The 23442-nt window shown below is 59.9% G+C and carries 24 protein-coding genes and 4 tRNA genes; 18 read left to right on the forward strand and 10 right to left on the reverse strand.

The window, feature by feature from the left end; all coding sequences use genetic code 11:
* Positions 1 to 6 precede the first annotated feature (6 nt).
* Both fkpB and ispH read left to right on the forward strand, forming a co-directional pair.
* Complete coding sequence (fkpB, locus tag FBY12_RS26605; protein ID WP_178076596.1) at positions 7 to 444, forward strand: FKBP-type peptidyl-prolyl cis-trans isomerase; 438 nt, start codon at positions 7 to 9, stop codon at positions 442 to 444.
* 156 nt (positions 445 to 600) lie between these two features.
* Positions 601 to 1548, forward strand: coding sequence for a 4-hydroxy-3-methylbut-2-enyl diphosphate reductase (gene ispH, locus FBY12_RS26610; protein WP_092277832.1), 948 nt, complete (start codon positions 601 to 603; stop codon positions 1546 to 1548).
* Here ispH and FBY12_RS26615 read toward each other — a convergent pair.
* Positions 1502 to 2074 carry a GspH/FimT family pseudopilin gene (locus FBY12_RS26615; protein WP_101208656.1) on the reverse strand — a complete coding sequence of 191 codons (573 nt, stop codon included), beginning with the start codon at positions 2072 to 2074 and terminating at the stop codon, positions 1502 to 1504. The genes ispH and FBY12_RS26615 overlap by 47 nt on opposite strands.
* A gap of 129 nt (positions 2075 to 2203) precedes the next feature.
* On the opposite strand from FBY12_RS26615, the gene FBY12_RS26620 reads away from it, so the two are divergent.
* The 7 genes from FBY12_RS26620 to thiO are packed head-to-tail and all read left to right on the forward strand — an operon-like array spanning position 2204 to position 9002.
* The gene (locus FBY12_RS26620) at positions 2204 to 2677 is read left to right on the forward strand and encodes a GspH/FimT family pseudopilin (RefSeq protein WP_101208657.1); all 474 of its coding nucleotides are present in this window, start codon (positions 2204 to 2206) and stop codon (positions 2675 to 2677) included.
* A complete protein-coding gene (gene pilV / locus FBY12_RS26625; protein WP_121732771.1) occupies positions 2674 to 3123 on the forward strand; it encodes a type IV pilus modification protein PilV in 450 nt (149 codons plus the stop codon). Before FBY12_RS26620 ends, pilV begins: the two co-directional genes overlap by 4 nt.
* Positions 3120 to 3833 (forward strand): PilW family protein, encoded by a 714-nt coding sequence (locus FBY12_RS26630; RefSeq protein WP_145257331.1) that lies wholly within the window; start codon positions 3120 to 3122, stop codon positions 3831 to 3833. Before pilV ends, FBY12_RS26630 begins: the two co-directional genes overlap by 4 nt.
* A 25-nt stretch (positions 3834 to 3858) precedes the next feature.
* The gene (locus tag FBY12_RS26635) at positions 3859 to 4341 is read left to right on the forward strand and encodes a PilX N-terminal domain-containing pilus assembly protein (RefSeq protein ID WP_121732769.1); all 483 of its coding nucleotides are present in this window, start codon (positions 3859 to 3861) and stop codon (positions 4339 to 4341) included.
* Positions 4328 to 7435 (forward strand): pilus assembly protein, encoded by a 3108-nt coding sequence (locus FBY12_RS26640; protein ID WP_145257334.1) that lies wholly within the window; start codon positions 4328 to 4330, stop codon positions 7433 to 7435. Before FBY12_RS26635 ends, FBY12_RS26640 begins: the two co-directional genes overlap by 14 nt.
* Before the next feature lie 14 nt (positions 7436 to 7449).
* Complete coding sequence (locus FBY12_RS26645) at positions 7450 to 7845, forward strand: type IV pilin protein (RefSeq protein ID WP_145257337.1); 396 nt, start codon at positions 7450 to 7452, stop codon at positions 7843 to 7845.
* A gap of 56 nt (positions 7846 to 7901) precedes the next feature.
* Positions 7902 to 9002, forward strand: coding sequence for a glycine oxidase ThiO (gene thiO / locus FBY12_RS26650; protein ID WP_145257340.1), 1101 nt, complete (start codon positions 7902 to 7904; stop codon positions 9000 to 9002).
* A 130-nt stretch (positions 9003 to 9132) separates the two neighbouring features.
* On the opposite strand, the gene FBY12_RS26655 is transcribed toward thiO, so the two are convergent.
* From FBY12_RS26655 to FBY12_RS26670, 4 genes are all read right to left on the reverse strand, one after another.
* Positions 9133 to 10473, reverse strand: coding sequence for a sigma-54 dependent transcriptional regulator (locus tag FBY12_RS26655; RefSeq protein ID WP_145257342.1), 1341 nt, complete (start codon positions 10471 to 10473; stop codon positions 9133 to 9135).
* A gap of 2 nt (positions 10474 to 10475) precedes the next feature.
* A complete protein-coding gene (locus FBY12_RS26660; RefSeq protein WP_145257345.1) occupies positions 10476 to 12065 on the reverse strand; it encodes a PAS domain-containing sensor histidine kinase in 1590 nt (529 codons plus the stop codon).
* On the reverse strand, positions 12055 to 12288 hold the full coding sequence (locus FBY12_RS26665; protein ID WP_121732763.1) for a PP0621 family protein: 234 nt from the start codon (positions 12286 to 12288) through the stop codon (positions 12055 to 12057). Before FBY12_RS26665 ends, FBY12_RS26660 begins: the two co-directional genes overlap by 11 nt.
* Positions 12289 to 12411: 123 nt before the next feature.
* Positions 12412 to 13428, reverse strand: coding sequence for an outer membrane protein assembly factor BamD (locus tag FBY12_RS26670; protein WP_092277856.1), 1017 nt, complete (start codon positions 13426 to 13428; stop codon positions 12412 to 12414).
* Positions 13429 to 13579: 151 nt separating this feature from the next.
* Between FBY12_RS26670 and rluD the strand changes: the two genes are divergently transcribed.
* The 7 genes from rluD (at position 13580) to FBY12_RS26705 (ending at position 18677) form a co-directional block, all read left to right on the forward strand.
* Positions 13580 to 14542 (forward strand): 23S rRNA pseudouridine(1911/1915/1917) synthase RluD, encoded by a 963-nt coding sequence (gene rluD / locus FBY12_RS26675; RefSeq protein ID WP_092277858.1) that lies wholly within the window; start codon positions 13580 to 13582, stop codon positions 14540 to 14542.
* On the forward strand, positions 14539 to 15264 hold the full coding sequence (gene pgeF / locus FBY12_RS26680) for a peptidoglycan editing factor PgeF (RefSeq protein WP_145257349.1): 726 nt from the start codon (positions 14539 to 14541) through the stop codon (positions 15262 to 15264). The genes rluD and pgeF overlap by 4 nt, the downstream gene beginning before the upstream one ends.
* Before the next feature lie 131 nt (positions 15265 to 15395).
* Positions 15396 to 17960, forward strand: a complete 2565-nt coding sequence (gene clpB, locus FBY12_RS26685; RefSeq protein WP_092277862.1) for an ATP-dependent chaperone ClpB — start codon at positions 15396 to 15398, stop codon at positions 17958 to 17960.
* 300 nt (positions 17961 to 18260) lie between these two features.
* A tRNA-Asn gene (locus FBY12_RS26690) sits at positions 18261 to 18336 on the forward strand.
* Positions 18337 to 18345: 9 nt separating this feature from the next.
* A tRNA-Pro gene (locus FBY12_RS26695) sits at positions 18346 to 18422 on the forward strand.
* Positions 18423 to 18427: 5 nt separating this feature from the next.
* Positions 18428 to 18503: transfer RNA gene (locus FBY12_RS26700), tRNA-Lys, on the forward strand.
* Positions 18504 to 18600: 97 nt separating this feature from the next.
* Positions 18601 to 18677, forward strand: a tRNA-Pro gene (locus FBY12_RS26705).
* 141 nt (positions 18678 to 18818) lie between these two features.
* On the opposite strand, the gene FBY12_RS26710 is transcribed toward FBY12_RS26705, so the two are convergent.
* From FBY12_RS26710 to FBY12_RS26735, 5 genes are all read right to left on the reverse strand, one after another.
* Positions 18819 to 19277, reverse strand: a complete 459-nt coding sequence (locus FBY12_RS26710; protein WP_145257352.1) for an EF-hand domain-containing protein — start codon at positions 19275 to 19277, stop codon at positions 18819 to 18821.
* Positions 19278 to 19597: 320 nt separating this feature from the next.
* The gene (locus FBY12_RS26720) at positions 19598 to 20896 is read right to left on the reverse strand and encodes an NAD(P)/FAD-dependent oxidoreductase (protein ID WP_092277866.1); all 1299 of its coding nucleotides are present in this window, start codon (positions 20894 to 20896) and stop codon (positions 19598 to 19600) included.
* 60 nt (positions 20897 to 20956) lie between these two features.
* Positions 20957 to 21130 carry a DUF3094 family protein gene (locus FBY12_RS26725; RefSeq protein WP_092277868.1) on the reverse strand — a complete coding sequence of 58 codons (174 nt, stop codon included), beginning with the start codon at positions 21128 to 21130 and terminating at the stop codon, positions 20957 to 20959.
* A 54-nt stretch (positions 21131 to 21184) separates the two neighbouring features.
* Positions 21185 to 21715 (reverse strand): MOSC domain-containing protein, encoded by a 531-nt coding sequence (locus tag FBY12_RS26730; protein WP_145257354.1) that lies wholly within the window; start codon positions 21713 to 21715, stop codon positions 21185 to 21187.
* Positions 21712 to 22338, reverse strand: a complete 627-nt coding sequence (locus tag FBY12_RS26735; protein WP_008154887.1) for a DUF1780 domain-containing protein — start codon at positions 22336 to 22338, stop codon at positions 21712 to 21714. Before FBY12_RS26735 ends, FBY12_RS26730 begins: the two co-directional genes overlap by 4 nt.
* Positions 22339 to 22471: 133 nt before the next feature.
* On the opposite strand from FBY12_RS26735, the gene FBY12_RS26740 reads away from it, so the two are divergent.
* Positions 22472 to 23161, forward strand: a complete 690-nt coding sequence (locus tag FBY12_RS26740; RefSeq protein ID WP_121732759.1) for an energy-coupling factor ABC transporter permease — start codon at positions 22472 to 22474, stop codon at positions 23159 to 23161.
* A 63-nt stretch (positions 23162 to 23224) separates the two neighbouring features.
* Complete coding sequence (locus tag FBY12_RS26745) at positions 23225 to 23440, forward strand: hypothetical protein (protein ID WP_092277875.1); 216 nt, start codon at positions 23225 to 23227, stop codon at positions 23438 to 23440.
* The last annotated feature ends 2 nt before the right edge of the window (positions 23441 to 23442 follow it).

Consider the following 23442-nt stretch of genomic DNA (forward strand, 5'->3'; position numbering starts at 1 on the left):
CAGGTATTGGCTGAGCAACGCATCCGCCAGAACACGGAAGTCACTCTGCACTTTGCATTGCGCCTGGAGAACGGCGACACGGTCGACAGCACCTTCGACAAAGCCCCGGCGACCTTTCAGGTCGGCGACGGCAACCTGTTACCAGGTTTCGAAGCCGCGCTGTTCGGTTTCAAGGCGGGCGACAAGCGCACCCTGAGCATTGCTCCGGAAAAAGCTTTCGGCCAGCCTAACCCGCAGAACGTGCAGGTTATCCCGCGTTCGCAGTTCAAGGACATGGACCTGTCGCCCGGCTTGCTGGTGATCTTCAACGATGCGGCCAATACTGAGCTGCCGGGTATCGTCAAGGAATTCGATGATGACCAGGTCACCATCGACTTCAACCACCCGCTGGCCGGCAAGACGCTGACCTTTGATGTCGAAATCATCAGCGTCAAATCGCTGTAATTGACCGAATACGGTCAACTGTAGGAGCGAAGCTTGCTCGCGAAGACGTCATCACATCCAACATCGATGTCGACTGACCTACCGCTTTCGCGAGCAAGCTTCGCTCCTACAGGTTGTAATGATCTAACTTCTTGCGCGCAAGACACGAGGCACAGCATGCAAATCAAACTCGCCAACCCCCGTGGCTTCTGCGCCGGTGTGGACCGGGCGATCGAAATCGTCAACCGCGCCCTGGAAGTCTTCGGGCCACCGATCTACGTGCGCCACGAAGTGGTCCACAACAAATTCGTCGTCGAAGACCTGCGTTCGCGCGGTGCGATCTTCGTTGAAGAACTCGATCAAGTGCCGGACGACGTCATCGTGATCTTCAGTGCCCACGGCGTTTCCCAGGCTGTGCGCACCGAAGCGGCGGGCCGTGGCTTGAAAGTGTTCGACGCGACCTGCCCACTGGTCACCAAAGTGCACATCGAAGTCGCGCGTTACAGCCGCGACGGGCGTGAGTGCATCCTCATCGGCCACGCCGGGCACCCGGAAGTCGAAGGCACCATGGGCCAGTACGATGGCAGCAATGGTGGCGCGATCTACCTGGTCGAAGACGAAAAAGACGTCGCCACGCTGCAAGTGCAAAACCCTGACCGCCTGGCGTTCGTGACCCAGACCACGCTGTCGATGGACGACACCAGTCGCGTCATTGATGCGCTGCGGTCACGCTTCCCGGCCATCGGCGGTCCGCGCAAGGACGACATCTGCTACGCCACGCAAAACCGTCAGGACGCCGTCAAGCAACTGGCCGACGAGTGCGACGTGGTACTGGTGGTCGGCAGCCCGAACAGCTCCAACTCCAATCGCTTGCGCGAACTCGCCGAGCGCATGGCCACCCCGGCCTACCTGATCGACGGCGCCGAAGACATGCAAAAGAGCTGGTTCGACGGTGTCGAGCGTATTGGCATCACCGCTGGCGCCTCCGCACCGGAAGTGCTGGTGCGTGGCGTGATCCAGCAATTGCAGGCCTGGGGCGCTACCGGCGCCGACGAATTGGCCGGTCGCGAAGAGAACATCACGTTCTCGATGCCGAAAGAGCTGCGCGTGAAGTCGCTGCTTTAAGTCGTTTCTCCTCGGCACACAGCGCCTGTTCAGCCTTGCGGTTGTCCAGGCGCACGCGACCGGACGGCGCCAGCACCACTTGCAGGTGACTGACCGGCTCGCGCGCCGCGCAGAGGTGCAACGTCCCCGCCTGAAAGGCCCGGCCGGGCATCAACGGTTGGCCGAGATGGCTGAACCGCACAAAACTCCTGACACTCCAATTGCCGACAATCGGCACCCGATCACCATTCGCGTGCTCGACCAACAGCGGGTTGCTGCTGTCCTGCGGCCCTCGGCCACTGACGTCCAGAATGATCCGCCAGCCCTGAGCCCAATCGCCGTTAATGGCGTAGATCACCGTGTTCTGATTGTGCGTCAGGGCAATCGTCCTGGCGTGGCGAATTCCACTGATCAGCGACTGCGCCGCGACCTCGCGATAATTCGCCTGGGTCAGCGCGGCAAACGCCGGACTGACCAGCAGCAGAACAATCCCGGCAATTGCCAGTCCCATAAGCAGTTCGATCAGGCTGAAGCCGTGCTGATGCATGTTTTTCCTCCCTGGAGTGCTGCGGTTCGCGCAATCCGTGCGCGATAAAAGGCGAAACAACCGAACGCGTGCCGGTTGAATGTTCTAGCGTGTAGAAGCAGGTATAGCCGACGGCAACGGAGGGCACCGATGGATCATCGTACAAAAGGTTTCACGCTGGTCGAGTTGCTGATCGCGCTTGCGGTGTTTCTGATCCTGATCACCATGGCGGTGCCCATGTTTACCCGTTCGATCCAAGGCACCCGTGCCGACACCGAGGTTGGCGACCTGCAACGCGCGCTCAATTTCGCGCGGCTGGAAGCCATTGATCGCGGCGTGACCACGCGCCTGCGCCCGACCGCCGGTGGCAGCGTCTGGACTGGCGAACTCTCGGTCTACGACAGTACTGGCAATCCGGCCAATGTATTGCGGGTTGTTCCAGCGGTGAGCAGCGGCGCCACTCTGACGCTACCCTCTGGAGTGACCGCGATTGATTTCAACAATCTCGGTGGTTTGTCGGCACCGTCCACGGCGGTGCCGATCAGTTATGTATTGGGCGCACAAAGCAGGACGCTGATGGTGTGTTTGAACGGACGGATTTTTTCAGGTGGAATTTGCGGATGAGGCAACGGAGCAGGCGCGCACAGGAAGGCATGACGCTGATCGAAGTCTTGGTCGCGTTGGTGATTTTGACCGTCGGGCTGTTGGGGGCGGCGGCGATTCAGGTCAATGCGCTGAAGTACACCGACAGTGCGCGGATGACCAGCCAGGCGAGTTTTATCGCCTACGACATGATGGACCGCATCCGCGCCAACTCCGGGGCCGATTACACCGTCGCGCCGCCGACCTCAGGCAATCTGAGCGTCGCGCGGGATCAGGACCTCTACGATTTCATCAGCAATATCGTCAGTTTCGGCGGGCCGACCGCGACCGGCAGCGTCGCCCTGAATCAACGCGTGTACACCATCACCATCACCTGGGACGACTCGCGCGCCGCCAACGTTGCCAACTCGCGCCGCAGCTTCGTCCTGACCAGCCGTGCCGCCGTTGATCCGGTGACGTCGCCATGAAGCATTCAAGCAAAGGTTTCGGCCTGATCGAATTGCTGATTGCCTTGGCGTTGAGCCTGATTGTGGTGCTCGGCGTGGCGCAGGTGTTCATCTCGGCGAAGAACACTTACGTCAGCCAGAACACCGCTGCGGCGATGCAGGAAGACGCGCGGTTCGTGCTGAGCAAGATGATTCAGGAAATTCGCATGGTCGGCATGTTCGGTTGCCTGGGCACGGTGATCGACGCCAGTTCCATCGGTGATTTCAACGCCAGCCAGATCACGCCGATCATTTGGGACAACGCCAATCTCAAGCTGACATTGGTTACCGCCGATGTCGGCAGTGGCGGCGGCACGCCAACCTGGACCGTGTTGTCGGACTGTAAAACCAGCGCCACCGCCTACACCGATTTACGCGCGCCAGCCTCCGGGCAAATGGCATTTCCGATACGTCGATTGATCTACAGCTTCAGCAACAACCAACTGTTGATGGGCAGCGGGCACGGCACGCCGGCCCAAGCGGTGCTGATCAATAACGTCAGTGCGTTCAACGTGTCTTTCGGCATGGCCACCAGTACCAGCGATGTGGCGGCGACCAGTTACACCACCAACCCGAGCAACCCCGCGCTGATTCGCAGTGTGCGCCTGAGCCTGACGCTGGCCGATCCCAAGCAACGCGTGCGCAATCAAACCTTCAACGTGGTTGCCGCTTTGCGCAACCGGCTGCAGTAGGTGAACGCATGAGAGTTTTTTCACTATGAAAGCGTGTTCGAGCCTACCGAAACGCCAGCGCGGAATGGCCTTGCTGGTCAGTCTGGTGTTTCTGTTGTTGCTGACGCTGATCGGCATTTCATCGATGCAGAACGCGACGTTGCAGGAAAAAATGGCCGGCAGCGTCAGCCTGCGCAATCAGTCGTTCCAATTGGCTGAGGCGACGTTGCGTATCGGCGAAAGCGCGGTGCAATTGCCAACTTATACCCAGGCGGTCTGCGGCAGCACCGCGCAATGCGCACCGCCAGCGGAATCGGCAACGCTGACCGCGCCCGGGGTCAACGGATCCTCGGGGGTCAACTGGATTGCGGTGAACGGCGGTTTTTACGGTGTGCAGAACATCGGCACGACCACAGGCGCGATCAATATCCCCAGCAACACCTCAGCGACGCTGTATCGGATCACCGCCGTCGGCATTGTCGGCAACAACATTCGCAGCGTGGTGGAGAGCATCTATGCCAAATATTGATGCTCGCGCAGGCATGCGCCGACGATGGGCGCAGGTACTTTTCGGGTTTTTGTTGAGCCTGTTCCTGACGGCACCGGTCTACGCTTTCACACCGTCGGACTCACCGCTGTTGAGCGCGGCAGCAGTGCCGCCGAACGTCATGTTGCTGATCGACAACTCGGGAAGCATGAACACCATCATCTTTGCGCCGGGGTTCGATCCGACCGCCAATCGCACACCGGCGAAGCAGTGCAACGCGTTTCTCGGTTTGTGCCTGGGTTCGTCGGACATCGTCGGCAGCTCGATTTTCCTCTCCAGCCTGCCGACGTCCGGGTGTTCCGGCGGTGCCTACGCGTTCTACAACAACAGCCTGGCGCCGCAATGCATCAAGCTGCCCGACCCGGTCGGCAACGGCAACACGCGTTACACCGATGATTACATCTCGTATCTGGTGGGATTGGCCGCCGGCAGTAACCGCGACTTCACCAACGGCTCGATTCCCACTGACTACCGGATCAACGTCGCGCGCAACGTCTCGACTTCATTGGTCACCAGCAATCGCGGCTTGCGCATCGGCCTGGCCTCATTCAACGCGCCGACCAGCAACAACTCCGGCAATGGCGGCTACATTGCCCGCTCGGTCGCCGATCTGACGGCGGTCAGCGGCAGCGTCACCCAGGCGCAGGCGGATACCAACTACAACACCCTGATCAACGGGATCAATGGCCTGTCCGCCGTGGCCAACACGCCGCTGGCCGAGACTTATTACGAAATCACTCGATACTTCCGAGGTCTGGCGCCGTTCTACAACACTACGCCGAGCGCCTACACCAGCCCGATCCAGTACCGCTGCCAGAAAAACTACGGCGTGGTTATCACCGACGGTTTGCCGACTTACGACCGGACGTTCCCGACCACCGATCCGTTGGGTGGCAGCCGCTTGCCGAACTGGGACGGGATCAACAACGACGGCAACGACCCGAATGGCGACGATGAGGGCGACACGCTGTATCTGGATGACATCGCCAAGTTCGCCTTCGACATCGACATGCGTTCGACCGGCACCGACCTCGCGGGTAAAGCCTGGAACGCCGCAGATTTCCCCAAACAGAACATGAACACGTACACCGTCGGTTTCACCGCCGCCAACCAGATGCTGTCCGACGCCGCCGCTTATGGTCAGGGCCTGTATTACCAGGCTAACGATGCCGCCGGTTTGAACGCGGCGCTGTCCTCGGCGCTGAGCAACATCACGTCCAAGGCCGGCTCCGGCGGCAGCGGCGTGACCAGCAGCAGTACGCTGTCCAGCGGTTCGAGTTATTACCAGACCACTTACGATCCCAAGGATTGGCGCGGCACGATCAAGGCGTTCGGCGTCACCGCCAGCGGCTCGGTGAATACCGCCGTCGTGCAATGGAACACCGACAACGTGATCGTCCCCGGCGCAGCGGCGCCCACTTATCAATCGTGGAACACCCTGAACAATGCGCCGGTCACCCTGGCCTACGGCAACTTTTCCCCGGCTCAGCAAACGACGCTTAACCAGAACCTGCCGACCGGGATTGTCGGCAACGATTTGGTGGAGTGGAGCAAAGGCGTCAACAAAGTCGGTTTGAAAGCACGCACGGTTCTGCTCGGCGACATCATCAACTCGCCGCTGGCGTTGGCCTCGCCAACCGATCAGACCGCAGCGGATCTGGTCGGCGATTCGGCCTACACCACTTATCTGGCGACCAAAGCGGCGAACATGAGCGCCAGCCTGGTGGTCAACGCCAACGACGGTTTTCTCAACGTGATCAATGCCGGCAATGGCACCCGCCGTTATGCCTACATGCCGTCCAGTGTGCTGCCGTCGTTGCGCTACATCGCCGACCCGAATTACGTCAACGGCGTCAGCCACAAGTTTCTGGTCGACGGGCAGGTCGGCATATTTGATGCGCAGCTTGGCACTGCCTGGAAAACCCTCGCGCTGGGCGGCACCGGGGCGGGCGGCAAGACGTTTTATGCGGTGCAGTTGTTCGACGCCTCGGCGGGTAATGCCTTCCGCGCGCTGTGGGAAATCAGCGCACCGGCCACATCGGTCCCGACCAACGTTTTTAATGACCTGGGTTACGCCTACGCGCGCCCCGAAGTGGCACGCTTGGCCGATGGGCGCTGGGCGGCGTTCATTTCCAACGGTTACGGGAGCAATTCCGGGGTGGCGGCGTTGTACGTGGTGGATGTGCGCGACGGCTCGCTGATCAAGAAAATCGTCATCGACAGCACGGAAACCACCAACGGCTTGTCCTCGGTAAAACTCAGGGTCAATTCGCAGAACGTGGTGCAAGCGGCGTATGGCGGCGACTTGAAAGGGCGCCTGTGGAAGTTTGATTTGAGCGCAACGGCGCCGGATACGTGGGGCGTGGCGTTCGCCGGCAGACCTCTGTTCACCACGCCGGGCGGCGCCACCCAGCCAATCACCGCGCAACCGTTACTGGCGGACAATGCCCAGGGGGGCAAACAGATATTCTTCGGCACCGGCAAATTCAACGAGACCCCGGACAAGATCAACAAGGATCTGCAGGGTTTCTACTCGGTATGGGATGCCGACGGCGGCGCGGGCCAACTGACTGTGGCCAACTTGCAATCTCAGTCCATCACCGGCGTGACCAGTAGCAGCACCGGCGGACAATTCATCACCACCACGCAGAACGAAACGACGTATCCGGCAGAGAAGGGCTGGTACTTGCCGCTGGTGTACAACAACGTGCTGACAGGTGAACGGGTGATCAATCAGGCCAGTCTGGTGGCCGGGCGCATCGTCTTCACCACGGCCAGCGTCGACACCACTGACCCTTGTGCCAGTTTTGGTACCGGCAAACTGGTCGAACTCGATGCGTTCAGCGGTAAGATGCTCAACTACGCGGTGCTCGACACCAACGGCGACGGGCTGGTCGACAGCACCGACTCGATTTCCAGCGGGGTGATTTTCACCGGGGGGATTCCGACCCTGAACGCGATCGTCAACAATGCATCGCGCAAAATCGTCAACGACTCCAGCGGCGGCATCAGCTCGCTGGTGGAAAAACCCGGCGGTGGCGGCAGCCGTCGCATCATGTGGCGACAAATACAGTAAGTGAGAGTTGAGGCATGCGCAGATCCAACCGAGGTTTTACCCTGATCGAAATCATGATCGTGATTGCGATCATCGGGATCGTCATCACCATTGGCTACCCGAGCCTGACCGAATACATGAAAAAGGGCCGTCGCGCCGACGCCGCCGGTCTGCTGACCGAGCAAGCGCAGATCCTTGAGCGCTTCTACTCCAAGAGCAACCTTTACACCGGCGCGACGGGCCTGAGTACGGGCAATGATTTCTACACCATCACCCCGACCATCGCCGATCAGACGTTCACCCTGACGGCGATCCGCAAGCCGGGCTCGAGCATGTCGACCGACAAGTGTGGCGATTTCACCATCAGCAACACCGGCGCCCGAGGCCTGGTCAACAACACCGCCACCGTCAAGGATTGCTGGGGCCGCTAGATTTCTCTTTCGGGCGCCGATTTGCGCCCTCTGTCTATTAACGGTTGGATCAGAACATGACCAGGCAACAGCAAGTGGTGATTGTCGGCGGCGGCGTGATTGGCCTGCTGACCGCATTCAATCTCGCGTCCGAAGTGCAAAGTGTGGTGCTGCTGGATCGCAGCAACCTCGGCCAGGAATCATCCTGGGCTGGTGGCGGAATTGTTTCGCCGCTGTACCCGTGGCGCTACAGCCCGGCGGTCACGGCGCTGGCGCACTGGTCGCAGGACTTTTATCCACAGCTCGGCGAGCGCCTGTTCGCAGCGACCGGCGTCGATCCCGAAGTGCACACCACCGGCCTGTATTGGCTGGATCTGGATGACGAAGCTGAGGCGCTGGCCTGGGCCAAACGGGAAAACCGGCCGTTGCGCGCGGTGGATATTTCGGCGGCGCACGATGCGGTGCCGGTGCTCGGCGGCGGATTTTCGCGGGCGATCTACATGGCGGATGTGGCCAATGTGCGCAATCCGCGACTGGTCAAATCGCTGAAAGCGGCGTTGCTGGCGCTGCCCAACGTGACCATCCACGAGCATTGCGAAGTCAGCGGATTTATCCGCGACGGTGACAGCGTAGTCGGCGTGCAAACGTCCAGCGGCGCGATTCATGGTGATCAGGTGGTGCTGACGGCCGGCGCCTGGAGCGGCGATCTGCTGAAAAGTCTCGGTCTGCAACTGCCGGTCGAGCCGGTCAAAGGGCAGATGATTCTCTACAAATGCGCGGCGGATTTTTTGCCGAGCATGGTCTTGGCCAAGGGCCGCTATGCGATTCCGCGTCGCGACGGGCATATCCTGATCGGCAGCACGCTGGAGCATGAAGGGTTCGACAAGACGCCTACCGAATCGGCGCTGGAGAGCCTCAAGGCTTCGGCCGAGGAACTGATTCCGGCGCTGGCCGATGCCGAGGTAGTGGGGCATTGGGCGGGGTTGCGTCCGGGTTCGCCGGAAGGGGTTCCGTACATTGGGCAGGTGCCGGGGTTCGCCGGGCTGTGGCTCAATTGCGGGCATTACCGCAATGGGCTGGTGCTGGCGCCGGCGTCGTGCCAGTTGTTTGCGGACGTGATGCTGGGACGGGCGCCGATTATTGATCCGGCGCCGTATGCGCCGGTTGGGCGGATTTGACTGCTGGGTATTGGTTGTCTGGTGGATTGCTATCGCGAGCAAGCTCGCTCCCACAGTGGGTCTTTAGCGCACACAGATAATGTGTGAACAGAAGGTCCCTGTGGGAGCGAGCTCGCTCGCGAAAGGGCACTCAATCCAACCCCAATTTCTTCAACCGATAACGCATCGACCGAAACGACAAACTCAACCGTTGCGCCGCCGCCGTGCGGTTCCAGCGCGTTTCTTCCAGCGCCTGGAGGATAAGTTTGCGCTCGACGTTTTCCAGATAGTGTTCCAGGTTATCGATCTGCGTCAGGTCTGCGACGCCAGCATCGGCCGTGCAATTGCCCTCCGCCAGACGCAAATCACCGGCCTCGATCTGCTGGTTCTCACACAAGGTATGAGCGCGTTCGAGCATGTTCTCCAGTTCGCGCACATTGCCCGGAAACCGATAACCCTTCAGCGCTTCAACCGCTTGCGGATGCAGTTTGGCTGCCGGTTGCCCACTGCCCGCCGCCAGCCGTTTGAGTACATGGCTCGCCAATGTTTCGATGTCGTCGCGACGTTCGCGCAATGGCGGCACGCGTAGCTCGATGACGTTCAGCCGATAGTACAAATCCTGGCGAAACCGTTCGGCGCTGACTTCGGCGTCGAGGTCTTTGTGGGTCGCGCAGAGGATGCGCACATCGACCACGGTTTCCTGTTGGCCGCCGACGCTGCGCACGGCTTTTTCTTGAATCGCCCGCAGCAGTTTGACCTGCATCGCCAACGGCAAGTCGGCCACTTCGTCGAGGAACAGCGTGCCACCGTGGGCCGCGAGAAACAGTCCGGGGTTGTCTTCGATGGCGCCGCTGAAACTGCCTTTGCGATGGCCAAAGAATTCGCTTTCCATCAGCTCTGAAGGAATCGCCCCGCAGTTGACCGGGATAAACGGGCCGCTGGCGCGCGGGCCTTGTTCGTGGATCAGGCGCGCGACCAACTCTTTGCCGCTGCCGGATTCGCCGCTGATGTACACCGGCGCCTGGCTGCGTGCGAGTTTGTCGATCTGTTTGCGCAAGGCGCGCATCGGCAGCGAATCGCCGAGCAAACGGCGGTCGATGGCGCTGCTGGCGCCACCCGGCGCGGGCAGGCGCAGGGCGCTGGTGACCAGTTCACGCAGGCGCGTGAGGTCAACCGGTTTGGTCAGGAAGTCGAACGCGCCAGCCTTCAAGGCGTTGATCGCGGTTTCGAGGCTGCCGTACGCGGTGATCATCGCCACCGGCAGCAAGGGATAACGTTGCTGGATGTGTTGCACCAGTTCGAGGCCAGTGCCATCGGGCAGGCGCATGTCGGTCAGGCACAGGTCGAACGTCTCCCGACCGAGCAAAGACTGGGCTTCGCTGAGATTACGGGCGCTGAAGGTGTCGAGTTTCATTCGTCCCAGAGTGATCTCCAGGAGTTCGCGAATATCGGGTTCGTCGTCAACGATCAGGACTTTTTGCCGTGGGCTCATGTTCAACTTTGTTTCCGTCCGTGTGCAAAGGTGATGCGAAAGCAGCCGCCGCCTTGGCGTGGTTTGAAGTCTAGGCGGGCCTGGTTGCTTTCGCACAGCTCACGGGACAGATAAAGCCCCAGGCCTGTGCCTTGGGTGCTGGTGGTAAAGAACGGTTCGAACAGATGCGCCTGCTGCTCCGGTGCCACGCCGGGGCCGTTGTCGAGCACTTCGAGGACCGGCAACTGGCTGTCGGCATCGACAAACAACTGCAGCCACACCTCGGCCGTGTCATGGCGCAAGGCACTGTGGCGCCAGGCATTGCGTAACAGGTTGTCGAGAATCTGGTTGAGCTGATTCGGGTCCATCAACGTGGTGAAGTTACCCGCGCCGATCTGCAGATGAATGCGTTGGCGCTCTGTCGCCGCTTCGAGGGTGTCGGCGACGAACTGCGTCAGCCACGGCTTGAGATCCAGGCGTTGCGGCGCGGTTTGCTGGCGACGAGACAATTGCAGGACGTTTTCGATAACCCGATTCATTCTCTGAGAGTGGTCTTGAACAATCTGCGTCAGACGCCGATCCGCGCCATTCAGTTCCTCGGATTCCTGTAGCAGCTGCGCGGCATGACTAATGGCGCCCAGCGGGTTGCGGATCTCGTGGGCGATCCCCGCCGTCAGGCGTCCGAGGGCGGCCAGTTTCAGTTGCTGGGCCTGCTGGGCGATCTGCGCGAGGTCTTCGAGGAAAACCAGGGTGTGGTGATGTGGGCTTTGGTCGAGGGCAATAAAACTGGGCTGCAACTCCAGCCCCGAGCTGGCGATTTTCAGGCTCTGCGGGCGCAGGGTCGGGTTGTTGAGCCACAGTTGCAGGCGTTCGACCAGGGACGGCGAGTAATCATCAATCAGTTCGCCGACGAGGCGCTCCTGGCCCAGCAACGACAACGCGCTGTGATTGGCCAGTTGCACGCGCCGCTGGTCGTCGAGCACCAGAATGCCGGTGCGCATGCGTTGCAGGATCAGCGCATTGAGGGCTTCGAGGCCGACGACTTCGCTGGCGCGCTGCTCGGCAAGGTGCTCGCTGACTTCCAGGCGCTGGATCAAACCTTGCACCAGCAACGCGGCGGCAAAACACAGCGCGCCGAGCGTGCCTGCTTGCAGGTAATCACTGGGCGTAGCGGGGTGGCTGAAGCTGAGCAGGAAGCTCAATCCGACGATGCCGAGGGCGGCGACCGCTGCGATCAGCAGGCCGATGCGTCGTCGCAACAAGGTGTTGCCGATGGCCACCGAAACGATCAGCAAGTTGCCGATGGCGCTGGCGACACCGCCGGCGGCGTAGAACAGACCGCAGAGCAGCAACACATCAACGAGGGTCAGGCTGAACAGTTGCGCCGGGCGCCGGGTGTTTTCGAGGAACACCACCAGCAGGATGTTCAGCACCAGATACAACCAACTGCCACTGCGCAGCAGGTCGTTGTTGGCGAGCGTCAGCAACTGGTTGTCCATGTTGCTGGAGATCAGCAACACCAGGGTGATGCCGACGCTTAAACGGTACAGATGATAGAGACGCAGCAGTCGCTGCGCCTGTTTGCTGCCGGGGCTGGTCGCCTCAGCGATCACTGGAACCCGGGCCTTGCTCGAGGTGAGCCTGGCTGCAATACCACTGTTGTTGAAGGTTCAGCGCACGGTCGCGCGGCAAGTGCACGCCGCAATGGGCGCAACGCACCATGGGTGCAGCGTCCAGTTCAGCGGAGGATTTGGGTGCTGCGACCTGACCCTTGAACTTGCGCCACAACCAAATGGCGGCGGCGATCAGGGCGATCCAGAACAATAAACGAAGCATGGCGGGCTGCTTTGGCAATGATGATCAGGCAGTTTAGCCAAGGACATGACAGGCGCACAGCGCAAAATCGCGGCAATAAAAAAGGGAGACTCGAGAGTCTCCCTTTTTCTGTCACCCGAGGTGTCAGTCGAACATGCCAAAGGTCATGTAGCTGAACCACGAACGATCGTTTTCCGGAGTTTCCGGTTCTTCCGGCTCGATCACATCGCCGTTTTCATCTTTAGGCTTGAGGTCGTTCGGGATCGAATCCTTCGCGTCCTGGAACTGCTTCTGCACGTCCTGGTTGGCGCGAGTTTCGCCCGGCGGCAGCGGTGGACGCGATTCGATCAGGCCCAAAGTCGCCTTGCTCAGCCACGAACGGTTGTCCGCTTCGTCGACCGAAGGACGGAACTCACCGTCGACCAGGCTTGGGTGGTTCGGGTAGTTCAGCTTCAGGGTTTCGAGGCTGGTGGTCGCCAGTTCGTCCAGGTGCAGACGCTGGTAGGACTCAACCATCACCGCCAGGCCGTCACCGACCGCAGGGGTTTCCTGGAAGTTTTCCACCACGTAACGACCACGGTTCGCGGCGGCGACGTAGGCCTGACGGGTCAGATAGTAGTCGGCAACGTGAATCTCGTAGGCCGCCAGCAGGTTGCGCAGGTAAATCATGCGCTGCTTGGCGTCCGGCGAGTAGCGGCTGTTGGGGAAGCGGCTGGTGAGCTGGGCGAACTCGTTGTACGAGTCGCGGGCAGCGCCCGGGTCACGCTTGGTCATGTCCAGCGGCAGGAAGCGCGCGAGAATGCCGACGTCCTGGTCGAAGGAAGTCAGACCCTTCAGGTAATACGCGTAATCCACGTTCGGATGCTGTGGGTGCAAACGAATAAAACGCTCGGCGGCAGACTTCGCAGCCTCAGGCTCGGCGTTTTTGTAGTTGGCGTAGATAAGCTCGAGTTGAGCCTGATCAGCGTAGCGGCCGAACGGATAACGCGACTCCAGGGCCTTCAGTTTCGAAGTGGCGCTGGTGTAGCTGTTGTTATCCAGGTCGGTCTGAGCCTGCTGGTACAGCTCGACTTCGCTTAGGTTTTCGTCTACGACTTCCTTCGATGAGCAAGCAGCGGTCAATGCGAGGATGGCGATCAGCAGCAGGTGTTTCACTTGCATGGCGGCTTGCGTCCCTATGACGGCCGCTGTCTTGGGCGGGGCCGTCCTGTTATGATGAGCGCCCCGTTGAATAGCCTCGGGGCAAAAGACGCCGTATTTAACCACAAGCGCGCAGCCGAAACCAAAGGCTGTGCCGACGCCTAGTCTGAGCATGTCCGATAAAATTGAACTTCGCGCAGAGGTGCCGTCCGAATTGGGCGGCCAACGCCTCGATCAAGTCGCCGCACAATTATTCGCTGAGCACTCGCGCTCGCGCCTTTCCGCCTGGATCAAAGACGGCCGCCTGACTGTGGATGGGGCGGTTATCCGCCCGCGAGACATCGTTCATGGTGGTGCCATTCTTGAACTCACTGCCGAGCAGGAAGCTCAGGGCGAATGGATCGCTCAGGACATCGAGCTGGACATCGTCTACGAAGATGACGACATCCTGGTGATCAACAAACCTGCGGGTCTGGTGGTTCACCCGGCTGCTGGCCACGCTGATGGCACCTTGCTCAACGCCTTGCTGCACCACGTGCCGGACATTATCAATGTGCCCCGCGCCGGTATCGTGCATCGCCTCGACAAGGACACCACTGGCCTGATGGTGGTCGCCAAGACCATTCAAGCGCAGACGCAACTGGTAACGCAGTTGCAGAGCCGCAGCGTCAGCCGCATCTATGAATGCATCGTTATCGGTGTGGTCACGGCCGGCGGCAAGATCAACGCGCCGATCGGTCGTCACGGCCAGCAGCGCCAGCGCATGGCGGTGATGGAAGGTGGCAAGCAAGCCGTCAGCCACTACCGCGTGCTCGAGCGTTTCCGCTCCCACACGCACGTGCGGGTGAAGCTGGAAACCGGGCGTACACACCAGATTCGTGTACACATGGCGCACATCAACTTCCCGTTGGTCGGAGACCCTGCCTACGGCGGTCGTTTCCGTATTCCGCCATCGGCCAGTGTGACCATGGTCGAATCGTTGAAGGCGTTCCCGCGCCAGGCACTGCATGCGCGGTTCCTTGAGCTGGATCATCCGACGACCGGTAAACGCATGAGCTGGGAATCGCCGTTGCCGGACGATTTCGTCTGGTTGCTGACCTTGCTCAAGCAGGACCGCGAGGCGTTCATCGGATGAGTGACTGGCTGATTCCCGACTGGCCTGCGCCTGCCGGGGTGAAAGCCTGCGTTACCACCCGTGCGGGCGGCGTCAGTCTGGCGCCGTTCGACAGCCTCAACCTCGGCGATCACGTCGACGACAGCCCTGAAGCCGTCGCCGAAAATCGCCGTCGTCTCACCGATCATTTCTCTATTCAACCGGCCTGGTTGCAACAGGTTCACGGCATCGTCGTGGCCGAGGCAGACCCGAGCCGAGTGGTCACCGCCGACGCCAGTTGGACGCAAACTCCCGGCATTGCCTGCGCAGCGATGACTGCCGACTGCCTGCCCGCACTGTTTTGCGACCGTGCCGGCACGCGCGTAGCGGCAGCGCATGCCGGTTGGCGCGGATTGGCAGCAGGCGTGCTCGAAGCGACCCTCGACAGTCTCGATGTCGCGCCCGACCAAGTGCTGGTGTGGCTGGGCCCGGCGATTGGCCCGCAAGCCTTTGAAGTCGGCGCGGAAGTGCGCGAAGTCTTCATCCAGCAACTGCCCGAAGCTGCCAACGCCTTCGTCCCGAGCCAGAATCCCGGCAGGTTCATGGCTGACATCTATGCGCTCGCGCGTTTGCTCCTGGCGGCACGCGGTGTCACGGCGGTTTATGGCGGTGGTTTCTGCACCGTAAGCGATCCGCGCTTCTTTTCTTACCGCCGCAGTCCACGCACTGGTCGGTTTGCCTCCCTCGTTTGGTTGGAACGCTAGACTTCCCTGACCTGCATCAACTGCACGGCGCTTGAAACTCCCAGAATCGACCGCATCTACAGTGGTATCTGGCAGGTTTCTTTATTCAGGATGGTTTCTTAGGTCCGGCCTGCTCAAAAGGAAGGTGACCCATGCGTATAGACCGTTTAACCAGCAAATTACAGTTAGCCCTGTCCGACGCCCAATCTCTGGCCGTCGGCCTCGATCATCCGGGCATTGAACCGGCGCACTTGATGCAAGCCATGCTTGAACAACAGGGTGGTTCGATCAAACCCCTGTTGATGCAAGTCGGTTTCGACGTCAACAGTTTGCGCAAAGAGCTGACCAAAGAGCTCGACCAACTCCCAAAAATCCAGAACCCCACTGGCGACGTGAACATGTCGCAGGATCTGGCGCGTCTGCTCAACCAGGCCGATCGCCTGGCGCAGCAGAAGGGCGATCAGTTCATCTCCAGCGAGCTGGTGCTGCTCGCCGCGATGGACGAGAACAGCAAGATCGGCAAGTTGCTGCTCGGCCAGGGCGTCAGCAAAAAAGCTTTGGAAAACGCGATCAACAACCTGCGTGGCGGCGAAGCGGTAAATGACGCCAACCACGAGGAATCACGCCAGGCGCTGGACAAGTACACCGTCGACCTGACCAAGCGCGCCGAAGAAGGCAAGCTCGATCCGGTGATCGGCCGGGACGATGAAATTCGCCGGACGATCCAGGTGCTGCAACGCCGCACCAAGAACAACCCGGTACTGATCGGTGAGCCGGGCGTCGGGAAAACCGCGATTGCCGAAGGCTTGGCGCAGCGCATCATTAATGGTGAAGTGCCGGACGGCCTAAAAGGCAAACGCCTGTTGTCGCTGGACATGGGCGCGCTGATCGCTGGCGCCAAGTACCGTGGCGAGTTCGAAGAACGCCTCAAATCCCTGCTCAACGAACTGTCGAAACAGGAAGGGCAGATCATTCTGTTCATCGACGAACTGCACACCATGGTCGGCGCCGGCAAGGGCGAGGGCTCGATGGATGCCGGCAATATGCTCAAACCGGCATTGGCCCGCGGCGAGTTGCACTGCGTCGGCGCGACCACGCTGAATGAATATCGCCAATATATAGAGAAGGACGCGGCCCTCGAACGGCGCTTCCAGAAAGTATTGGTAGAAGAACCGAGCGAAGAAGACACCATCGCGATCCTGCGTGGCCTCAAAGAGCGTTACGAGGTTCACCATAAAGTGGCGATTACCGACGGCGCGATCATTGCGGCGGCCAAGCTCAGCCACCGCTACATCACAGACCGGCAGTTGCCGGACAAAGCCATCGACCTGATCGATGAGGCCGCCAGCCGCATCCGCATGGAAATCGACTCCAAACCGGAAGTGCTGGACCGTCTTGAGCGCCGCTTGATTCAGCTCAAAGTCGAATCCCAGGCCTTGAAAAAAGAAAGCGACGACGCGGCGAAGAAACGTCTGGAAAAACTTCAGGAAGAAATCGTCCGTCTCGAACGCGAGTATTCGGACCTCGAAGAAATCTGGAATTCGGAGAAAGCCGAAGTTCAGGGTTCGGCGCAGATCCAGCAGAAAATCGAACAGTCGCGTCAGGAACTGGAAGCGGCTCGCCGCAAAGGTGACCTCAACCGCATGGCAGAGCTGCAATACGGGGTGATCCCGGACCTGGAGCGCAGCCTGCAAATGGTCGATCAGCACGGCAAAAGCGAAAACCAGTTGCTGCGCAGCAAGGTGACTGAGGAAGAAATCGCTGAAGTGGTTTCGAAGTGGACCGGCATTCCCGTGTCGAAAATGCTCGAAGGCGAGCGCGACAAGCTGATGAAAATGGAAAGCCTGTTGCACCAACGCGTGATTGGCCAGAACGAAGCGGTGATCGCCGTCTCCAACGCGGTACGCCGTTCGCGTGCCGGGTTGTCCGACCCGAATCGTCCGAGCGGTTCGTTCATGTTCCTCGGCCCGACCGGCGTGGGTAAAACCGAGCTGTGCAAGGCGCTGGCCGAATTCCTCTTTGATACTGAAGAGGCGATGGTGCGCATCGACATGTCCGAATTCATGGAGAAACATTCCGTGGCCCGACTGATCGGCGCGCCACCAGGCTACGTTGGCTATGAAGAGGGCGGTTACCTGACTGAGGCGGTGCGTCGCAAGCCTTACTCGGTGATCCTCCTGGACGAGGTCGAGAAGGCGCACCCGGATGTGTTCAACATCTTGCTGCAAGTGCTCGAAGATGGCCGCTTGACCGACAGCCACGGGCGTACGGTGGATTTCAAGAACACCGTGATTGTCATGACTTCCAACCTCGGCTCGGTGCAGATCCAGGAACTGGTCGGTGATCGTGAAGCGCAGCGCGCGGCAGTAATGGACGCGATTTCCACGCACTTCCGGCCGGAGTTCATCAACCGGGTCGACGAAGTGGTGATCTTCGAGCCACTGGCGCGGGATCAGATCGCGGGCATTACCGAGATTCAGTTGGGCCGTCTGCGCAGTCGTCTGACCGAGCGCGAGCTGAAACTGGAGCTCAGCCCTGAGGCGATGGATAAATTGATCGCCGTCGGTTACGACCCGGTCTACGGTGCGCGGCCGCTGAAACGGGCGATCCAGCGCTGGATCGAGAACCCGTTGGCGCAGCTGATTTTGTCCGGGCAATTCATGCCGGGCGAGACGGCGGTGGGCAAAGTCGAAAACGACGAAATCGTTTTCTCCTGAGTCGTAACGCCACGGAAATAAACAAGGCCTCGCATTGCGAGGCCTTTTTTTCGCCAGGCTGTTGAACTCAAAGGAAAAGGCTTGTAAAGTGCGCCCCGCAGTAAGTCACCCGGAAGGGTTTCTGCTCCCCAAGCGGAAATCTGAATTAAGTTGCAAATCATTAACTTGAATGCAATTTAGGGGGTTGACAGAGGTGCTTAAGATTGTAGAATAGCGCGCCTCAGACACACGAACGCAGCGATGCGAACCGGTCGAAGAGAACGCTACAAAGCTTCAAATGTTGTAATTGAAATATGTAGTTCCGTGATAGCTCAGTCGGTAGAGCAAATGACTGTTAATCATTGGGTCCCAGGTTCGAGTCCTGGTCACGGAGCCAATTTCAAACCGGGGTATAGCGCAGTCCGGTAGCGCGCCTGCTTTGGGAGCAGGATGTCAGGAGTTCGAATCCCCTTACCCCGACCATTTTTGGGTCGTTAGCTCAGTTGGTAGAGCAGTTGGCTTTTAACCAATTGGTCGTAGGTTCGAATCCCACACGACCCACCATTTTTGAAACCAGTTAACGCTGGGATCAGATCTTAAGATCAGCGGCCAAAAGCCCTGATCGAAGAAGAAGGCGACTGAGAGGTCGCCTTTTTTTTACCGGGGTATAGCGCAGTCCGGTAGCGCGCCTGCTTTGGGAGCAGGATGTCAGGAGTTCGAATCCCCTTACCCCGACCATATTAAAAATCCTCGTATCGAAAGATACGGGGATTTTTTTTGCCCTCAGGAAAGGTTGGGCAATCAACGGCCAATAAAAAGCCCCGGTTCTGTTCAGAGAAGCGGGGCTGGATTGATGTGTTGCGGGTCGGGCTTCGAAAATCAGACGCCGTCTTGATCTTTCAGGTGTTCGAACAGGCCTTTCGGCATTTTTTTGCCATTGGCTTCGAAGTTGGCTTTGACGTTGTCGTAAGCCTCTTGCTCGTCGATGAAGCCATCGTGGTTTTTGTCGATCTTGTCGAAATCGGATTTTGGCGCGACAGCCTTGAACTCGGCGCGTGAGACCTTGCCGTCGCCGTCGGTATCAGTCTTGGCCATCGAGGCGTCGCCGCATTTGCCCTCGCCACACTTGCCTTCGGGGGTCTTCGCCGCTTGCTCGGCTTTGCCTTCACCGCATTTACCTTCGCCACACTTGCCTTCAGGTGTTTTCACCACTTGCTCAGCCGAGGCCAGCAGGTAGCCTTGGGTCAGCGGCTGTGCAGCGAATACCGAGCCGGACAACATCATGCCACCGGCCAACACAGCGCCGAGCAGACCAATAGTATTTTGGGTGTGGGACATTTCAACTCTCCTGGGTTGCACGACACAACCGCTCGATAAAGGATGCCGCGTGAGTGCGGCGTGCCCCGCAGCAGGCAGTGCCTTGCTCGGGTGTGGCCATTTAGCCGGGCGGGTGTATCGCTACTGTGTCGCGCGAGGGGGAGTTTGTAAGCGAGAGGGATAAAACGGCGGGGAGATACAGTGAGACACAGATCTACAAACTGATGAGTGAAAAATGTGGGAGCGAGCTTGCTCGCGATGCGGGACTGACATTCGACATATGTGCTGAATGTCAGACCGCTATCGCGAGCAGGCTCGCTCCTACAGGGGGGATTTGAGAGTTAGTGAAGTTTGAGACGCGGCTCGGTCCCGCGTCCGATCTTGCTGCCGAGCATCAGCATCGCCGTGCGAAACGCGCCATACAGCGCCATCTGGTGCATGCGATACAGCGACACGTAAAACATCCGCGCCAGCCAGCCCTCGAGCATCACGCTGCCGGTCAGGTTGCCCATCAAGTTACCCACAGCGGAAAAGCGCGACAGCGAGATCAGCGAGCCGTAATCGGTGTATTTGTACTCCGGCAATGCCTTGCCTTCGATCCGCAGTTTCAGCGATTTGGCCAGCAACGAGGCCTGCTGGTGCGCCGCTTGCGCACGCGGCGGCACATTGCGGTCGGTGCCCGGTTGCGGACATGCCGCGCAGTCGCCGAACGCGAAAATGTTCTCGTCGCGGGTGGTCTGCAGCGTTGGCAGCACTTGCAGTTGATTGATCCGATTGGTTTCCAGGCCATCGATGTCCTTGAGGAAACCCGGTGCACGAATCCCCGCCGCCCAGACTTTCAGGCTGGCGTTGATCACCTTGCCGTCGGCCGTGATCAGGCTGTCCGCCGTCACTTCGCTGACCGCCGCGTTGGTCATTACATTCACCCCGAGTTTCTCCAGAGTTTTATGCACAGGCCCGCCAATCCGTTCCGGCAGGGCTGGCAACACGCGCGGCCCGGCTTCGATCAGGGTGATGTGCATGTTTTCCGGTTTGATTCGGTCCAGCCCATAAGCCGCCAGTTCGTGCGCGGCGTTATGCAGTTCGGCGGCCAGTTCGACGCCTGTGGCGCCAGCGCCGACGATCGCCACGCTGATTTGCTCGACGGTATCCGTTTGCCCGGCATGGGCGCGCAGATAGTGATTGAGCAGTTGCTGATGGAAACGCTCGGCTTGTTTGCGCGTATCAAGGAACAGGCAATGCTGCGCCGCGCCTTCAGTGCCGAAATCGTTGGTGGTGCTGCCGACCGCGATCACCAGCGAGTCGTAACCGAGCTCGCGGGCAGGCACCAGCTCTACGCCGGCCTCGTCATACGTGGCGGCCAACTGGATTTTCTTCGCGGCGCGATCAAGCCCGCTCATGCGCCCCAGCTGAAACTCGAAGTGGTTCCATTTGGCCTGGGCAACATAATTGAGTTCGTCTTCGGAAGAGTTCAGCGATCCGGCGGCCACTTCGTGCAACAGCGGTTTCCAGATGTGCGTCAGGTTCGCGTCGACCAGCATCACGCTGGCGGTGCCGCGCTTGCCCAGAGTCTTACCCAGACGGGTAGCCAACTCCAGACCGCCGGCGCCGCCGCCGACGATAATAATACGATGAGTCATGGGGATATCTCGCAAGGCTAAAAGAAATCGGTGCGGTTACCCAAGCGAGCGCGAGGCAGCTCATAGCGTCAGGTAACCGATAAGGCGGCTCAACAGGCCCAAACCAATGGTCACTGCCAGCACCAGCACAAGGAGCATCCACGGCCGGAATGGCCGGCGCTCGACTCGGTGCTGGGACAAGTGCAGGTACTCTTCGACATGCTTCTGGTCGTCTGGTTTCAGGCGGCTGGTCATATTGGGCCTCGTCAGGAGTAGACGTTGCTGAATGTGTAGAAGCTACAGGCGGATTTAACGAACGTTGAACGGAGCATAGCCGCTCTCGGGAATCGGCTCGACGCTGACCGTATCGTCCAGGCGAATGATTCCACTTTGTAACACCCGAGCGGTGATTCCGCCATGTCCGCGAACAGCCTGGAAAGTCCCCGGCCCGAGGTTGTTTTGCAGGCGCGCGCACGGTTGGCACCAGCCAGTGGTTTCGAAAATCGCCTGGCCAATCCTGAAGCGCCGGCCCTTGAGGCTGAACAGGTTGATACCGCTGATGACTAGGTTGCGGCGCAAATCGTTAGGCAAGACCGGATTATTCTCGGCGCGGCCCATCAACGAGCTGATCACCGCCAGGTGTTCCCACTGAATCAGCGTCACTTGCCGCGCGTTACGCACGCCGGGGCGCGCACGGTCGCCGGTCAATCCGGCCTCAAGACGCGCCTCCACGGCGTCCAGCTCGATCATCGGCACATGGCGCTCCGGGCGCACGCCGATCCAGCGCACGCGGCCGGTCTGCGGCACTTCGGCGATCAATTCTTGCAGGGGTGAGTTCACAGGCTGATCCCGACGTCGAAAACGATGCTGCGCCCGAGGTTGCTGCGCAGGAAATCCGGCGCATCCGGGTGCGCGAACAGTACGCGGGCGAAGGTTGGCCCGACCAGTGACAGCGAGCGCCAGCCCTGGCGCAGGTACTCGGTGGGCGGCGGAAAATGGCTGTTGAGGTCGAGCACTTCGCGCTTGAGGCTGGCGAAGGCAATGATGTCCAGCTCGCCGAGGTCCATTCCGCGTTCTTTGTAGTTGTGGGCTTTTTTGCGCAAGGTCGGCGCCAGTCTCAGGAGGAATTCATTGGCCGGAATCCGCCGTGGCTTGGCTTCACGCCGCACCAGCGAACTCAGGGAAAACGCGCTGCGCCGCCGCTGCAATTCGTCGCGCCATTCGTCGTTGAGGCGCCGACCTTCGTCGAGCACGAAGAACACCTCGAAACTGGCGTCGCGAAACAGCACGTCCGGCGGCTCGCCGGCAGGGGCGAATTCATCAGCGCGATAAGGAATGTTCAGGCCTTGCAGCAGGCGTTGGCAAACCCAACGCTCACGCTCCCATTTGCGGGCATTGGACAGGAACGCGTTGGCTTGCTCGGCCGCGATGGTCAGCAGGCGTAAGTAATCTGAGTCATCCATAGGCCCAAGCTTAGCGTTCAAATGCGACAAGCAGAAAGCTTTGCTTGGAGTGGAGCGACTTTTGCGCCGGTGTATGCTGGCGGGGAGCCGTAGCCAGCAAGGAGAGAGTCGTGGTGTTCGAGGGGACGTTGTCATGATCGGTGCCGAGGTGTTGTCGCCGCAGAGCCTGACGCTCGGCTGGCTGATTTACCTGCCCGTGGTGATCTGGGCGATCTGCCGTGCGCCGTGGGTCGAGCTGTTCACTGACCGGCGTCGCCAGCATTTGCTGTTCGGCACGGTGTTCGCGCTGTTCATGTTGTGGCTGGTGCGGCGCGATTTTGATACCGGCGTGTCGTACCACTTTATCGGCATGACCGCAGTGACCTTGCTGCTCGATTGGCCGCTGGCGATTGTCGGCGGACTGGTCGCGCAAGCGGGGCTGGTGTTGCTCGGTCGCCAGGATCTGGACGCCGTCGGCGTGAACGGCGCGTTGTTTATCCTGTTGCCGGTGCTGGTCACCGAATGCTGCGCGATTCTGGTCGAGCGCGCGCAACCGCGAAATCCCTTTGTGTATATCTTCGTTTCCGGTTTTTTTGCGGCAGCGCTGTCGGCGTTGCTGTGCCTGCTGCTGGCGCTGACGTTGCTGTGGTGGGATGAACTGTTCGCCATGCCTTACTGGCTGGAGGATTTTGTCGGTTACCTGTGGCTGATCATTTTTCCCGAGGCGTTCATCAACGGCATGATCATCAGCGCGCTGGTGGTGTTCAGCCCGGAATGGCTGGAGACGTTCAATCGCACCCGTTACCTTTCGGCACCGTGGAACGACGACGATCGCAAGTCTTGATCCACATCAAACCCGCCAAGCGCTGACGATTCCATGCTTCGGCAAATCTTCAGGAGCATCGGCATGAGTGTCTACGAGTGGGCAAGGCAAGAGTTGCGTCACAGTCTGGAGGCGGCGCAGGAGGTCGGGTTTGATCCGGGGTTGAGCCTGCGCGCCTTGCTCAGCGCGGTGGTGCAGCAGAGCAAGACTGTGCGCAGTGTCGAGGATCTGGCGGACGAGTTGCAGTTTCTCGCCGAGAACCTCGATGACACGCAGGATTACGGTTTCATGCGGCCCTGAGC

Source organism: Pseudomonas sp. SJZ131 (assembly GCF_007828705.1).
GTDB lineage: Bacteria > Pseudomonadota > Gammaproteobacteria > Pseudomonadales > Pseudomonadaceae > Aquipseudomonas > Aquipseudomonas prosekii.

Coding starts and splice junctions, on each gene's coding strand:
- FBY12_RS26725 (WP_092277868.1), bottom strand. CDS start 21,130: ATGACCAGCCGCCTGAAACCAGACGACCAGAAGCATGTCGAAGAGTAC.
- FBY12_RS26740 (WP_121732759.1), top strand. CDS start 22,472: ATGATCGGTGCCGAGGTGTTGTCGCCGCAGAGCCTGACGCTCGGCTGG.
- pgeF (WP_145257349.1), top strand. CDS start 14,539: ATGAGTGACTGGCTGATTCCCGACTGGCCTGCGCCTGCCGGGGTGAAA.
- FBY12_RS26615 (WP_101208656.1), bottom strand. CDS start 2,074: ATGCATCAGCACGGCTTCAGCCTGATCGAACTGCTTATGGGACTGGCA.
- FBY12_RS26745 (WP_092277875.1), top strand. CDS start 23,225: ATGAGTGTCTACGAGTGGGCAAGGCAAGAGTTGCGTCACAGTCTGGAG.
- FBY12_RS26635 (WP_121732769.1), top strand. CDS start 3,859: ATGAAAGCGTGTTCGAGCCTACCGAAACGCCAGCGCGGAATGGCCTTG.
- FBY12_RS26670 (WP_092277856.1), bottom strand. CDS start 13,428: ATGCAAGTGAAACACCTGCTGCTGATCGCCATCCTCGCATTGACCGCT.
- thiO (WP_145257340.1), top strand. CDS start 7,902: ATGACCAGGCAACAGCAAGTGGTGATTGTCGGCGGCGGCGTGATTGGC.
- FBY12_RS26640 (WP_145257334.1), top strand. CDS start 4,328: ATGCCAAATATTGATGCTCGCGCAGGCATGCGCCGACGATGGGCGCAG.
- ispH (WP_092277832.1), top strand. CDS start 601: ATGCAAATCAAACTCGCCAACCCCCGTGGCTTCTGCGCCGGTGTGGAC.
- FBY12_RS26665 (WP_121732763.1), bottom strand. CDS start 12,288: ATGCTTCGTTTATTGTTCTGGATCGCCCTGATCGCCGCCGCCATTTGG.
- FBY12_RS26630 (WP_145257331.1), top strand. CDS start 3,120: ATGAAGCATTCAAGCAAAGGTTTCGGCCTGATCGAATTGCTGATTGCC.
- FBY12_RS26620 (WP_101208657.1), top strand. CDS start 2,204: ATGGATCATCGTACAAAAGGTTTCACGCTGGTCGAGTTGCTGATCGCG.
- pilV (WP_121732771.1), top strand. CDS start 2,674: ATGAGGCAACGGAGCAGGCGCGCACAGGAAGGCATGACGCTGATCGAA.
- FBY12_RS26655 (WP_145257342.1), bottom strand. CDS start 10,473: ATGAGCCCACGGCAAAAAGTCCTGATCGTTGACGACGAACCCGATATT.
- rluD (WP_092277858.1), top strand. CDS start 13,580: ATGTCCGATAAAATTGAACTTCGCGCAGAGGTGCCGTCCGAATTGGGC.
- FBY12_RS26645 (WP_145257337.1), top strand. CDS start 7,450: ATGCGCAGATCCAACCGAGGTTTTACCCTGATCGAAATCATGATCGTG.
- clpB (WP_092277862.1), top strand. CDS start 15,396: ATGCGTATAGACCGTTTAACCAGCAAATTACAGTTAGCCCTGTCCGAC.
- FBY12_RS26710 (WP_145257352.1), bottom strand. CDS start 19,277: ATGTCCCACACCCAAAATACTATTGGTCTGCTCGGCGCTGTGTTGGCC.
- FBY12_RS26720 (WP_092277866.1), bottom strand. CDS start 20,896: ATGACTCATCGTATTATTATCGTCGGCGGCGGCGCCGGCGGTCTGGAG.
- FBY12_RS26735 (WP_008154887.1), bottom strand. CDS start 22,338: ATGGATGACTCAGATTACTTACGCCTGCTGACCATCGCGGCCGAGCAA.